We start from the raw sequence: 13,158 nt of genomic DNA on the forward strand, positions 1-13,158 counted from the left end.
GCCGTCCCGGCCGCACGGGACAGCTTTTTCTTTAGATGAGAAACATGGCGACAACGGTCGTGACCGCCAAGCCGACGGCGACCGGAATTACATTGCGGCGCGCCAATTCAAACGGGTCGACTCCGCAAATCGCGGCCGCTGGAATGAGCGCCCATGGAACGAGCGTGCCTCCGCCGACCCAAATGGCAGCGATCTGGCCAAGCGCCGTTAACGTGGCCGCTCCGCCGCCAATGGCGACCGCAAACAAATGGGCGACCGAACCGGCAAGCGAGATGCCGGAAAACCCGGAGCCGTCAAGGCCGGTAATCGCCCCGACGATGGTGAGCGTCACCGCCCCGATTTCGTTGTTCAGCGGCACCGCATGGGCTAAGGCGACCCCTAAATCGTTGACAATGCCTTGGGATGCCTGCGGCAAATAGTCGCCGATAATTTTCACGAATCCGGCATCGCCAAGATAGAAAAAGGCGGCAATTGGAATGACGGGGCCGAATACTTTAAACCCAAACTGGAATCCTTCAATAAAGTAGTTGGTCACTTCCGCAAAGCTTTCTTGCCGGTGGGCTAAAACGGAAATGAGGATCAAGATAAAAATCGCGGTTCCGCCGATTAAGGCTGTCGCCTCGCCGCCTTGCAAACGCAAATAAAACATCGCGATGACGTCAAGGGCAAACAGCACCGGAATCAACAGCGCCAGCCATTTTTTCGTCGGCTCGGCCAGCAGCCCTCCCGTTTTCTCGAGCGCCGCATCAGCGGCAGCGGCGATTTCTGTATCCCCGCTCGTCAAGCGCCCTTGCTTCATATCGCGGCGCAGCAAATAAAACGCCGTGACGGTCGTGACGACCCCCATGACAAAAACGAGCGGCACGCTGGCGGCAATCACTTCGCCAACCGGCAATCCGGCCGCATCAGCGGTCAGTTTCGGCGCCCCTTGAATGATAAAATCACCAGAAAGGGCGATACCGTGTCCGAACAAGTTCATCGCCATTGCCACTCCGAGCGCCGGCAGGCCGACGCGAACCGCCGCCGGCAACAGCACCGCCCCCATAAGGGCAACGGCCGGAGACGGCCAGAAAAACCAAGAAATCACCATCATCAAAATCCCGATCGTCCAATACGCCCAGGCCGGCGTCCGGATAAAACGGACAAACGGCGACACCATCACATCATTGATCCCCGTCGCTGACAACACTTTGCTCATCGCGACAATAATCGAGATGACTAAAATCGTTGGCAGTAATTCGGTAATGGCGTAAATAAAGCTGTTAAACACCCCGCTGACTGCCGCGCTCAGTGAATGGGTGGCGACCACCGCCAACAAAAAAATGCCGGCAATGCAAACGAGCGATGTATCTTTGCGGACGACCATAAACCCGATAATGAGCATGATAAACAGCAAGTAAATCCAGTGCAACGCCACAAGCTCTACTCCCATAAACAAATCCCCTTTCTCCTCAACTTCCAGCCCGGCCTGCCGGACGTGCGCCTAGGCCGGTGTACTACAGCATATGAAGCGGGAACAGAGGTGTGAGAACAAAGTGCGGGCGACACGGGGAAGCGCAGTACTAGAACAGAGATGTGAGCAAGAGGCACAAACGGAAAGGCGAGCGCAGGCAAAGGTGTGGGAGCTGCCAGGACATTTTCGCCGAAAACGAAAAAAAATGCCGGCGTCAACGCCAAAACAGCGTTAACGTTCGGCTTTGGGCCCGTGCCGCGGGCGGACGTACCGTCTGGCCGTCCAAACGCCCCAACCGATTCCCCCCACCCATGTAACGAGCCATAGAGGGCGCGGGGAAACGGCAGCCAACACAAGGTGAAATACCGTATTTTGCCCGGCGAGTAAAATGGAGAACAACCGAACGGCAGCGCCAGCCGGCTGCGCCTGCGGCAGCGGGTACAGCTGCGTCCATAGCGAATAGCGATGGCGGGAAGGCAGCGCCGCCAGCTGAACAGCGGTCGCATACAGAAACAAAAACACAATGGCTGCCTGTACGTATTCATGATCGATCGCAGCAAGCAGTACGCTCCCAATCACTGTCAGGCGGATGTACAGCCCGGCATACCCGCCGGCGCGGAGAAACGTGCGCGCGTACAAGTGAAAAAAGACGTTCCGTTGTCCGTATGGGATCAGACGAAGCAACGGGTCAAGCCAACGACGCCGTCTCGCTTCCTCCCGCCATTCTGGAACATCGGTGAACAAGTTCGCCAATCGGTAAAAGGCCCGTACTGCGCGCTGCTCTTCGGCAATGAGCCGTTCCCACTTCCATGTCCTCCCTTTTGCAAAGCGTGACAGGCAAACCGAAAGAGCCGCGATCAGCGCAATGACCGTCGCGGAAAACAGCCACGGCGCCGCCGCCAGCCAAAAATAAACGGCTAATGCCGCCAACCCGAAGCGGGCGAGCGCGCTCTGACGGTGAAAAGATGGCTCAGCGATGTAACTCCCTTTCCAAGCAGCCCATAAATTCCAAAGCTTCAGGGCGATGAGGCCAAGCAAAAAAAGCGGCCACGGCACCGGGGAAAACCGGGAATGGAGCGGTCCGGCCAACAATAGCAACAAACAGAGGCCGTATGCGTGCCACACGGCCGAGAAGAGGAATGCCCGGCGAATATACGGGTGCAGCTGCCATTCAGCGGCCAGCAAAAACACCGTATCCGCCTCGCGAAACAATGTGCGCACCGTCCCGGATGCAGCCGCCCAGCCGAATATCACCGCGGCAATGGCCGGGTACGGAAACGAGCCGGGAAGCGTCTCGACCCAGCGCTCGTACATGACCGCGATACCGCCAAGAACGATGATTAAGCCGACGAGCAAATGATCGTTCAGCATATAGCGCAAATAGCGAAGCCTCTTTTTCCCTTCGGCTTGAAGACGCTGCTGCCAAAGCTTACGGGCATCCATCATGGCGCATCGTCCTTTGTCAATTCGATATATACTTCATCGAGCGTCGCAGCTTTCAGCCCGAACTGGCGGCGAATGTCATCAAGCGTTCCTTTCGCTTTGACGCGCCCTTGATGCAAAATGACGAACGAATCGCAATACCGCTCCGCTGTCGCCAAAATATGGGTCGACAACAAAATGCCTGCCCCTTTCGCCTTTTGTTCATTCATCCGCTCAAGCAATGCATGAATGGCGAGCGGGTCAAGGCCGAGAAACGGCTCATCGATAATATAAAGCGGCGGTTCAAGCAAAAAGGCGCAAACGATCATCACTTTTTGTTTCATCCCTTTGGAAAAATGCGCTGGAAACGAAGAGAGACGCCGCTCTAACCGAAACGCGCGAAGCAGCGGCGGAACGCGGCGCTCATATTCGTTCTCGCTCAGCCCGTACGCCATCGCCGCCAGACGCAAATGCTCCTCAAGCGTCAGTTCTTCGTATAATACGGGCGTTTCCGGAATAAAAGCAAACTGCCTCCGATACGTTTCCGAATCCGCCGCGAGCGTACGCCCGTTCACTGAAACCGTGCCTCGGCGCGGCTCCATCAGGCCGATAATATGTTTGATCGTCGTGCTTTTGCCAGCTCCATTTAAACCGATCAACGCGACCATTTCGCCGCGTTCAACTGAAAACGTCACATCTTCCAGCACGTTTTGTGCGGTGTACCCCCCGTATAAGTGTTCCACACGCAAAAGCGTCATCGTCCGCTTCCTTTCCGTTCTCGAATCGCTTTTGTCCCCATTTTACCAAAGAACGGCTGCCTTTACCAAAAAAGTTCTTTTCGTCGTCCTGCATAAATGCGCTGATCCCGGGCATGATAAATAGCGAAGAGGGGATGGGGAATCATCAGGCAAAGGCTGATGAACGATCCATCTGAAATGGGGTGTTCGTCAAAGACACCGTTGTGAGCTGCAAGACGTTGTAAACGTTCATGAACAAAGGCCATCTATATGTTGCTGGGAAGCAACGAACCTGTCCAAAAGGGGATGGTCGCGTTGAACAAAGGAAGCGCTCACGTCTAAACGACTTTGTCGCAAATGGGGTGTTCATCAAACGCACATTTGATGTTGAATGATCCTCTCCCCTTTTCACCGGCCGGGATGTAACCGTTTTACAGGATTACATCCCGGTTTTTTTTATGGTAAAATGAAGAAAACGAAAGGAAAGGGTGACCGTTTCGGTGAGCGATTGCATTTTTTGCAAAATTATTGACGGCGAACTGCCGGCGGCAAAAGTGTACGAAGACGAGCACGTACTCTCCTTTTTGGACATCAGCCAAGTGACGAAAGGGCATACACTTGTCATCCCGAAAGTACATACGGAAAACGTTTTTACCCTCACGCCTGATGTAGCCAGCCGGCTGTTTCGCGTCGTGCCAATGATCGCCAACGCACTGAATAAAGCATTCTCGCCAGCCGGGCTCAATTTGCTGAACAACAACGGCGAACCGGCCGGGCAAACGGTGTTCCATTACCACCTTCACCTCATTCCGCGCTACGGCAAAGGCGACGGGTTTGGCGCCGTTTGGAAATCGCATGCAAGCGACTATACCCCTGCCGACTTGCAGGCGATCGCCGCCACCATCCGCGAGCAGCTCAATTAAAAACCGGAAGCAGGATTGCCTGCTCCCGGTTTTTTACTGTTGCCCGAGCACATCTTGCAAATCTTTGTCCTTGATCTTGACATCGGCATCTTTCACGAGCTCGTCCACTTTCGACTGCATCGCCGCCGGGTCAAGTTTGCTCCGTTTCACTTCAAACGTAATTTCATCTTTCATTTCGTTAAACGATTTTTTCTTTTCCTTATCCGTCACTTTGATGATATGGTAACCGTAATCCGTTTTGATCGGATCGCTTACTTCACCGACTTTCAGCTTATAGGCGGCATCTTCAAACTCTTTGACCATTTTCCCCGGGCCGAACCAGCCTAAATCACCGCCGTTCGATGCCGAACCAGGATCTTGTGAATACTCTTTCGCCAGCTTGGCGAAGTCCTCGCCTTTGTCGAGCTTCGCTTTCACTTCTTTTGCCGTTTTTTCATCTTTCACTAAAATATGGCTGGCACGAACTTTCGGCTTGTAGTTGTCATAATACTCTTTCAGCTCTTTATCCGTCACTTTAATGTCCTCAATCGCCGCTTTCGTCCGCAGCAAGTCGAGCTTGATCATCTCGCGGATCACTTTTTCCCCGTTTTGTTGTACGGCCAAGTCGTACTGTGTGCCGTACGCCTCCTTAATCCGCTCGATTTCGCGGTCGATCTCTTCATCAGTCACCTTGTATTTTTTGCTTAACACTTTTTCGTCGATCAAGTCGCGAAGCACCGTCTTACCGACGCGCTCTTTCATCTCATGATAAAATTCATCCTTCGTAATATCGCCGCTTTTTGTCTCGACAATTGCTTCTGAATCGCCGTTATTGCAGGCCGACAAAGCCATCAGCGAAACAACGGCGGCAGCCATCATCCATTTTTTCATCCGCTTCACAACTCCTACTCACGTCTTTTTTTCGTTTTCCCTTTCCGGCGCTGCCGGCCATTGATATTCCGGCACCAGGATGTGAGATCCATTCCACCCCAGGCGACGCCTGATGCACTTGCGGCGGCATCGCGAAACAAAACGCCGAGCCGCCTAAACCACGACAATAACTATATCACATTTGCGGCGAAAAAAAAACCTCTTTCCGTTTTAGTCATCCGCCCACCACATGTACGCTTGCCATACATATGATGGGGATGAAGCACCGCAGCGGGCTTCTCCTTGCCGAAAGGGGGTGTTACGATGAGCGCACCTTATGCCGGAGGCTTTGCGTTAATTGTCGTGCTGTTTATTTTGCTGATCATTGTCGGCTGTGCCTGCGTCATCTACTAAACGAAAGAGGGTGTTCCCGCGCTGGGAGCACCCTCTTCCTTCATCGTCCCCATCTTCGCCTGTGAGCGGAGCAGGCAGCTTTTTATGTAAATAACACTTCAAAATAGGAAGAAATTAATAAAATCGTAATAAGTACATTGATCGTGCGAAAAACGGCCGACTGTTGCTCCTCCGGAATATCGCGCTGTGCACAGAGCGAGTGGGTGAGCTGGTTCACCAAAAACAAGACCGTAACCGCCAGAGGGATAAAATAAAGCGCCAAAGCCGTTCCCCTCCTCCCCATCTTAGCCAAACGCCGCCCATGGCTTTAACTTTACATCGTTCACGGCCGGAAATCAATCTTTTTTCTCTTTCGAGCATGGCGAACCGATTTTTCCTATTGGTGAATGTGCACAAATTCGGTAAAATATACGTAAAAGCGGTCGCATTTTATGTCAGCCAAAGGAGCACGGTGTATGGAATCGTTGGAAAAGCGAGTGGCCAAGCTCGAATTTCACCAGTCATTGCTGATGGAAATGGTGGATGAAGCGAAAAAACCGTTTTACTCCCTCATCATCCGCGCCGATTTAACAAAGGAAGAAGTCGACGCGTTCCTTTCGTTTTGCCAGGAGCTCGCCGAACAATATGAGCAGCAAAAAGCGGAAGGATTGACGATCTTTACTCCCCTGCTCGTGCAATTTGTCGGGATGCTTCATCCGAACCTTCCGCTTGAACAAACAGTTGATGCCCTGTTAGCCCAACAAATGTTTGTGCCGCTCATGACCGAGCTAAAAACGCTCATCCGAACCGTCAGTTAGCCTGACCGGCCAGTTCCTTCTCGTGCTCTTCCGCTTTTGACGCCCGCTTGACGAGCTTGCCGTCCTGCTCGACAAAATCTTCTTTTATGTTTTCGAACGCCCGCTCAAAAATCTCCATAAAATCGTCTCCGTAAATATTGCGGACGATGCACATCATTTCTAAAATTTCAGGAAACTTCCCGTACAGCTCGCGCAGCGGCAGCGCCCCGTTAAAGACGGCGTTTTTCGTCGGATCGTACGTCTCCATCAATTTCATCAGCACTTCTTCGCCTTTTTCCGTCAGCTCAATGTACGTGTTGCGCTTGTCATCCTGCTTTTTCGAAAACGAAAGCAGCCCTTTTTCTTCCAACTTTTTCGAGAAGTTAAACGCCGTCGAAACGTGCATCACGCCAAATTTGGCGATTTCCGAAATCGAAGCACCTTTGAAATGGTAAGCAATCCATAAAATATGGTGTTCGTTAATGTTCAAGTCAAACGGCTTAATCCATTGCTGCCAATCTTTTTCAATCGATTTCCACAGCGCCTTGCTCAGCTGGGCGATCCGTTGGCTAAATAACATAGCCTCTTTGACGGAATAATGCTGTTCTGTCGCTTTCATCGTTCCACCCACTCTTCCCTCACCGTATTTTTTACTTCCTATTATATCAATAAAACAAAAAGGAATAAAGACAAAAACATTTATTTTTATAATTTTTTTTGCATATTCATAGTAGTAAGCATAAAGCGCTGATCACATATAGGAGGAGAACATAATGATGTATATACAATGGCTGCTTGCTGCTGTTGGATTCTTATTTTTCTGTCTCTTTATAAACACCTTTTTTGCCTTATGGAAAGCGCGGGCGTATCCGCCGAAAGCGCTGTTGAAAGAGCAGGCTGTGCGCTATATTGGAATAGCGTCCATCTGTCTGCTCGCCGCTTGGCTTCTTGGCTACGCCTAGCACTTATTTGAATTTTCACATAACAGAAGATGAAAACAGGCCGGGGATGGGCATTTTTTCGCCCGTCCCTTTGATAGCAAAAAACCCGACCAGCAATGATCGGGTTTTTGCCGTTTACACGTGCGCTGTGACGTTCATCCGCCGGAAAATCGATGCCACGATCGGATAGACGATGACCATCGCTACTGTGTTCAATGCCGCGGCTGGCAGCACAACGGTGACAAACAGCGCCGAAAACGCCGTTCCGCCCGGCAACCCGACGAGCAGGAGCGCCGCCGCCAAAAACACCGCGCCGGAGATGACGGTGCCGACAGCCGTCAACACCGCGGCCCCGACAACTGTTTGGCTATATTTTTTCAGCAAGGTCACTAGGGCAAACACAACAAAGGCAGTGATGATTTTGTCGATTACATTAGGCAGCTGACCGCCTGGGAACGTCGTCGTCATGGCGGAAATCAAGCCGGTGGCGACACCGACAAGGCCGGCCGCTTTGGCGCTTGGAAACAACAAAATCGCCAAAAACATCATCGCCAGCATCATATCCGGTTTCATGCCGGCAAACAGCCCGGGAATGACCGCGTGCAACACCGCTCCGATTCCGACTAACAGCGCCATCGATACTAATGCTCTCACATTCATGCTCATCTCTCCTCATCTCTCCTCATCTATTCTCCTGCTTGAGAATTTTTCTACATTATATCACTTTGCCGTGTAAAAGTGAAGAAGAAATTTTCAGGCAAAACGGCGGCGGAAGTCGTTCATAAACGATGCGAGCGCCTCGCACGCCTCAAGCGGCACCGCGTTGTAAATCGATGCCCGGCAGCCGCCGACCGACCGGTGTCCACCGAGCCCGACGAAGCCTCGTTCTTTCGCTTCGGCAAGGAACGCCTTCGTCAGTTCTTCGCTCGGCAATGTGAACGTGACGTTCATGAGCGAGCGGCTTCCTTTTTCTGCATGCGGTCTGTAAAAGCCGCCGCTTTCGTCAATGGCCTCATACAGCACGGCCGCTTTTTGCCGGTTGCGCGCTTCGATCGCCGTCACGCCGCCCTGTTCTTCAACCCATTCGAGCACGAGCGACAACATATAAATCGCAAACGTCGGCGGCGTGTTGTATAGCGAGTTGCTTTTTTGGTGCGTCCGGTAATCAAGCATCGTCGGCAGCCCGTCCGGAATGCGTTCAAGCAAATCGCCGCGGAGGATGACGACCGTGACCCCCGACGGGCCGAGATTTTTTTGCGCCCCGGCGTAAATCAAGGCAAACTTGCCGACATCAAACGGCCGGCTCAAAATGTCGCTTGACATATCAGCGATAAGATCAGCCGGCACATCCGGGAACTCCTGCCATTGGGTGCCGAAAATCGTATTGTTGGACGTAATATGAACGTAGGCAGCATCCTTCGGCCATTTCACGTCGTCCAACGACGGAATATGCGTGTAGTTCGCCTCTTTGCTTGAAGCGACGACTGTTGTCAAGCCGACTTTTTGTGCTTCTTTCAGCGCTTTTTCCGACCATGAGCCGGTTAAAACGTAGCAGCCGATTTTCCCCTCGGTGAGGAAATTCATCGGCACCATCGAAAATTGCAGGCTCGCCCCGCCTTGCAAAAACAAAACGTCATAGCCATCCGGTACGTTGAGGAGCCGTTTGAGCCGCTCTTGCGCCGCGCGATGGACTGCATCATACTCTTTGCTCCGGTGGCTTAATTCCATCACCGACATGCCGGTGTCCTGAAAATTGAGCAGTTCCTTTTGCGCCCGCTCGAGCACCGGCAGCGGCAACGCCGACGGGCCGGCATTGAAGTTGTACGCACGTTTCATGGTCATCCCTCACTTTATTGTCCAAGTAGTCCATTTGATATTACTATCCTAACATGAATTCTTAAAAAAGAAAGAGAATTTTTCGAAAAAAGCGTTTTCAAATGATGATTTCCAAAAAAGAAAGCCCTTGGATCTTACAAGGGCTTCGCCTGCTTCCGCCGTTCTCGCTCTTGACGGATGCGCTCCATATAAATTTCCCCTTCTTTTTCAATGAACGCCTCATCGATTTCCCGCTCCCGCGCCGCTGTTTTTACGGTCATATAGCCGCTGAAAATAATGCCGGCCACAACTAAGTAAATCCACCACGGCAAGCTAAGCATCGCCATCCCCCTTTTTCATGTGCTTGTCTTACTAAACTATACGCGCAAGCAGGCAACCGTATGCATAAAGAAAGAGGCGGACATGCCGCCTCTTTCTTCGGGACAACGCTTATGCTTCGTTTCGCTTTTTCTTTTTCCTCTTCGCATTCCTCCACTGTCGGCGCAGCTCATTCAACTTTTCTTTCGCCTGTTCGTGCTGGGTCGTTGGGACGATTTCAATGACCGGTTCGATCACGCCTCATCCCTCCTTTGCATGGCGCTATTTTTCATTACCCGCTTTCTTTGGCGCTGAAACAGCCAAAAACGCCGGCTTGTAAAATGAACGGTTGTCAAGGGCAAAAATGCGTTCGGTGAATTCCCCCGGCTTCACCTTTTCCAGCGCGCGGTCGATCATATTCATTTTCGCATCCAAATTGTCAATATAATGAAGCACTTCCGCCTCTTTGACCAGCGGCGGCTTCGGGCTGCCCCACTCGGCCTTCCCATGGTGCGACAAGACGAGATGTTGCAAAATGACGACTTCTTCACCTTGAATGCCGAGCTGCTCGGCCGCCTTGCTAATTTCGCTGACCATGATCGAAATGTGACCGAGCAAATTGCCTTCAAGCGTATACGCCGCCGACACCGGACCGGACAGTTCCATCACTTTGCCAAGGTCATGCAAAATAATGCCGGCATATAGCAAATCTTTATTGAGCGACGGATACAAGCGAACGAGTGCCCCCGCAAGCTCAAGCATCGAAACAACGTGATACGCCAGTCCGGAAACGAATTCATGATGGTTTTTCGTCGCCGCTGGATACTCAAAAAACGGCTTTTCATATTTTTTCAGCAAATAGCGCGTAATGCGCTGAATGTTTGGATTTTCCATCGCAAATATGTATTCCATGACTTTTGCCTTCATTTCCTCGCGAGCAAGCGGAGCGGTCTCTAAAAAATCGGCGACACGCACCGCATCGCCTGGATGGGCGGGGCGAATTGAGCGGATGCGAAGCTGCAGTTTGCCGCGGTAATTATGAATGTCGCCGACCACTTTGACAATGCATTCCGGCGCGTACCGTTCTTCATCGTCGGGAGACACGTCCCAAAGTTTGGCTTCAATGTCACCGCTTTTATCTTGCAAAATTAACGTTAAAAACGGCTTGCCGTTGCTGGCAATCCCTTTCGTCGCTGATTTAATGAGCAAAAATAAATCGACTTGTTCCCCGACTTCATAATGAATAATCCCTTTGGCCACGTTCGTTCTCCTCCGTTTCTCTTTACGTATCCTCTAGTATACCATAGCGGCGAAACCGCAAAAAGAAAGCCTTGCCGGCCAGGCAAGGAAACATCGGATTCTATCCCCTCTCACACCGCTTATTTTTTCGTCAGCTGAACGGCCTGTTTCATATCCTTGAAAATGTTCATTCGTCCATACATGAGCACGCCGCCGCGATACACTTTCGCACCAATATAAATGAGCAAAACAATCGTCGCCGCTAACAAGACAAAACTGAGCGCCACTTCCCACATCGGCACCGAAACGAGGCCGATGCGCAAAAACATGAGCATCGGGGTGAAAAAAGGAATGAACGAGGCGCCGATGACAAACGCCGATTCCGGCGTATTCAGTCCAAACACGGCGATCATAAATGCGGCGACAACCACCATCATCACCGGGGTAATCGCCGGCTGCACATCCTCAACCCGGCTGACGAGCGAACCGAGCACGGCAAATAACACCGCGTACAAAAGGTAACCGAGCATGAAAAAAATGAGCGCATACATCCATATCGACAACGGCAGATGACCAAGCCCAAGAAGGCGCCATACTTCTTGGCCGCTCGTTTTCAAAGCGGCAAACCCAACAGCGAAGAAAACGAAAAACTGCGTCAGGCTGACAAGCGCCACGCCGATGATTTTGCCAAACAGCTGTTGGACAGGAGAAACGCTCGACACTAAAATTTCCATCACCCGCGACGATTTTTCTGTCGCGACTTCGGTAGCGATCATGCCCCCGTACATGAGAACAAACATATACATGGCGAACAGAAGGACGTAAACAAGCGAACGCGCTTGGTTCAATTCCTCTTCAGTTTTCGCGTTTTCTTCTAAAGCTACTTTTTGGAATGAAGCCGGTCGGTAAAGCACGGCTATTTGTTCCTCAGTGAGGCCGATTTTCGCGGCGGAAATCGCCGTTTTCAGTCGGTTCAACACCCCTTCGAGCTCTTCCGCCGTCCGATTGTTCGCCAGCGTATTGGCGTAATACACCGCCTCCGGCCAGCCTTCGGCATTCATGGATAATACAAGCAATCCGTCCCATTCCCCTTCTTTGACAGCCTTTTTGGCCTCGTCTTCCATATCGGCAATTTTGGTTAACGTGATTTTCTCCCGGTTCACCTGCTTTTCGAGTGCTTTGTACAACGATTCCGTACGGTCAATGACCGCAACATGCTCCTTTTCATCACTGGCGAAAAACTCGATGATCGTCTGAATGTTGGCCAATCCGATGATCAACAGACAGGTCATAGCGGTTGTTATCAGAAACGCTTTCGCCTTCAGCTTTGTTATATACGTATGCCCTAATACAAGCCAAAATTTATTCATACGCCGCACCTGCTTTTTCAATAAAAATCTCATTCAATGATGGCTCCTCAAGCGCAAACAAACGAACTGCCGCCCGTCCCGCAATATGTGTGAAAATCGCCTGCGCCGTTTCCTCGTTGGCGATTTGCAGCCGCATCCCTTCGGCCGTTCGCTTGCACCGAAGGACGCCGGGAAAATGCTCCAACTCTTCAAGCTCCCCTTCACCGTGAATGAGAAGGTTTTTCCGGCCAAACGACCGTTTCAACTCGCGCAGCGCCCCGGATACGACCGCCTGGCCGCGGCGCAAAATGCACACATGCTCGCATAGCTCTTCGACATGTTCCATCCGATGGCTTGAGAAAACAATGGTCGTGCCGTTTTGCTTTAAATCGAGCACCGCTTCTTTCAACAGTTCGACGTTCACCGGATCCAGACCGCTGAACGGTTCATCTAAGATTAATAGTTTCGGACGATGGAGCACAGCGGCGATAAACTGGATTTTTTGTTGGTTGCCTTTCGACAGCTCCTCGACCCGCTTGTTGGCGTAATCACGGATATGGAAACGCTCGAGCCAACGATTCATTTCCAAGAGCAAATCCGCCTTTTTCATTCCGCGCAACCGTCCTAGATACAAAAGCTGCTCTTGCACTTTCAATTTCGGATACAACCCGCGCTCTTCCGGCAAATAGCCGATCAGATGGCTTTTTGAGTGATCAATCGTTTCTCCTTGCCATCGAATCACGCCTTCAGTCGGCAACAGGAGTCCTAAAATCATACGGAATGTCGTCGTTTTTCCCGCACCATTCGCCCCGAGCAATCCAAACATTTTCCCTTCTGGGACCGTCAACGTCAAACGATCCACAGCCGTTGTCTCACCAAATCGTTTTGTCACCTCAATGATCTCTAAACTCATCCACATTCC

At 51.5% G+C, this 13,158-nt stretch carries 17 protein-coding genes; 4 read left to right on the forward strand and 13 right to left on the reverse strand.

The features are described from left to right. Positions 1–31: 31 nt before the first annotated feature. From IC803_RS13845 to IC803_RS13855, 3 genes are all read right to left on the reverse strand, one after another. Positions 32–1,432 carry a hypothetical protein gene (locus IC803_RS13845; protein WP_081207724.1) on the reverse strand — a complete coding sequence of 467 codons (1,401 nt, stop codon included), beginning with the start codon at positions 1,430–1,432 and terminating at the stop codon, positions 32–34. Between the two features lie 252 nt (positions 1,433–1,684). Further along, a complete protein-coding gene (locus IC803_RS13850) occupies positions 1,685–2,899 on the reverse strand; it encodes an ABC transporter permease (RefSeq protein ID WP_081207723.1) in 1,215 nt (404 codons plus the stop codon). Continuing rightward, positions 2,896–3,633: an ABC transporter ATP-binding protein gene (locus tag IC803_RS13855; RefSeq protein ID WP_081207722.1), complete on the reverse strand. Its 738-nt coding sequence runs from the start codon at positions 3,631–3,633 to the stop codon at positions 2,896–2,898. Before IC803_RS13855 ends, IC803_RS13850 begins: the two co-directional genes overlap by 4 nt. A gap of 479 nt (positions 3,634–4,112) precedes the next feature. On the opposite strand from IC803_RS13855, the gene IC803_RS13860 reads away from it, so the two are divergent. Then, on the forward strand, positions 4,113–4,535 hold the full coding sequence (locus IC803_RS13860) for an HIT family protein (protein ID WP_190304218.1): 423 nt from the start codon (positions 4,113–4,115) through the stop codon (positions 4,533–4,535). 33 nt (positions 4,536–4,568) lie between these two features. Here the strand turns inward: IC803_RS13860 and IC803_RS13865 are convergent, their stop codons facing one another. Continuing rightward, complete coding sequence (locus IC803_RS13865) at positions 4,569–5,405, reverse strand: peptidylprolyl isomerase (protein ID WP_063167411.1); 837 nt, start codon at positions 5,403–5,405, stop codon at positions 4,569–4,571. Positions 5,406–5,708: 303 nt separating this feature from the next. On the opposite strand from IC803_RS13865, the gene IC803_RS13870 reads away from it, so the two are divergent. After that, positions 5,709–5,798, forward strand: a complete 90-nt coding sequence (locus IC803_RS13870; RefSeq protein WP_020958800.1) for a YjcZ family sporulation protein — start codon at positions 5,709–5,711, stop codon at positions 5,796–5,798. An 82-nt stretch (positions 5,799–5,880) separates the two neighbouring features. On the opposite strand, the gene IC803_RS13875 is transcribed toward IC803_RS13870, so the two are convergent. Further along, entirely contained in the window at positions 5,881–6,060 is a 180-nt protein-coding gene (locus IC803_RS13875; RefSeq protein WP_081207720.1) for a hypothetical protein, read from the reverse strand. Positions 6,061–6,253: 193 nt separating this feature from the next. Here IC803_RS13875 and IC803_RS13880 point away from each other — a divergent pair, with 193 nt between their 5' ends. After that, positions 6,254–6,595, forward strand: a complete 342-nt coding sequence (locus tag IC803_RS13880) for a YhaI family protein (RefSeq protein WP_081207719.1) — start codon at positions 6,254–6,256, stop codon at positions 6,593–6,595. Here IC803_RS13880 and IC803_RS13885 read toward each other — a convergent pair. Further along, a complete protein-coding gene (locus IC803_RS13885; RefSeq protein ID WP_190304219.1) occupies positions 6,588–7,193 on the reverse strand; it encodes an HTH-type transcriptional regulator Hpr in 606 nt (201 codons plus the stop codon). The two genes, IC803_RS13880 and IC803_RS13885, sit on opposite strands and share 8 nt — an antisense overlap. Before the next feature lie 154 nt (positions 7,194–7,347). Here IC803_RS13885 and IC803_RS13890 point away from each other — a divergent pair, with 154 nt between their 5' ends. Continuing rightward, positions 7,348–7,536 carry a membrane protein YhzF gene (locus IC803_RS13890; RefSeq protein WP_081207717.1) on the forward strand — a complete coding sequence of 63 codons (189 nt, stop codon included), beginning with the start codon at positions 7,348–7,350 and terminating at the stop codon, positions 7,534–7,536. A 114-nt stretch (positions 7,537–7,650) separates the two neighbouring features. On the opposite strand, the gene IC803_RS13895 is transcribed toward IC803_RS13890, so the two are convergent. The 7 genes from IC803_RS13895 to IC803_RS13925 form a co-directional block, all read right to left on the reverse strand. Next, on the reverse strand, positions 7,651–8,175 hold the full coding sequence (locus tag IC803_RS13895) for a tryptophan transporter (protein ID WP_081207716.1): 525 nt from the start codon (positions 8,173–8,175) through the stop codon (positions 7,651–7,653). A 93-nt stretch (positions 8,176–8,268) separates the two neighbouring features. Next, entirely contained in the window at positions 8,269–9,351 is a 1,083-nt protein-coding gene (gene serC / locus IC803_RS13900) for a 3-phosphoserine/phosphohydroxythreonine transaminase (protein WP_081207715.1), read from the reverse strand. Positions 9,352–9,485: 134 nt separating this feature from the next. After that, positions 9,486–9,671, reverse strand: a complete 186-nt coding sequence (locus IC803_RS13905; RefSeq protein WP_081207714.1) for a sporulation YhaL family protein — start codon at positions 9,669–9,671, stop codon at positions 9,486–9,488. A 109-nt stretch (positions 9,672–9,780) separates the two neighbouring features. Beyond that, the gene (locus IC803_RS13910; protein ID WP_081207713.1) at positions 9,781–9,906 is read right to left on the reverse strand and encodes a phosphohydrolase; all 126 of its coding nucleotides are present in this window, start codon (positions 9,904–9,906) and stop codon (positions 9,781–9,783) included. Between the two features lie 24 nt (positions 9,907–9,930). Further along, entirely contained in the window at positions 9,931–10,908 is a 978-nt protein-coding gene (gene yhaM / locus IC803_RS13915) for a 3'-5' exoribonuclease YhaM (protein WP_081207712.1), read from the reverse strand. A gap of 119 nt (positions 10,909–11,027) precedes the next feature. Next, entirely contained in the window at positions 11,028–12,257 is a 1,230-nt protein-coding gene (locus IC803_RS13920) for an ABC transporter permease (RefSeq protein ID WP_081207711.1), read from the reverse strand. Further along, positions 12,250–13,149, reverse strand: coding sequence for an ABC transporter ATP-binding protein (locus tag IC803_RS13925; RefSeq protein ID WP_081207710.1), 900 nt, complete (start codon positions 13,147–13,149; stop codon positions 12,250–12,252). The genes IC803_RS13920 and IC803_RS13925 overlap by 8 nt, the downstream gene beginning before the upstream one ends. Positions 13,150–13,158: the final 9 nt, after the last annotated feature.

The organism is Geobacillus sp. 46C-IIa (assembly GCF_014679505.1).
Taxonomy (GTDB): Bacteria; Bacillota; Bacilli; order Bacillales; family Anoxybacillaceae; genus Geobacillus.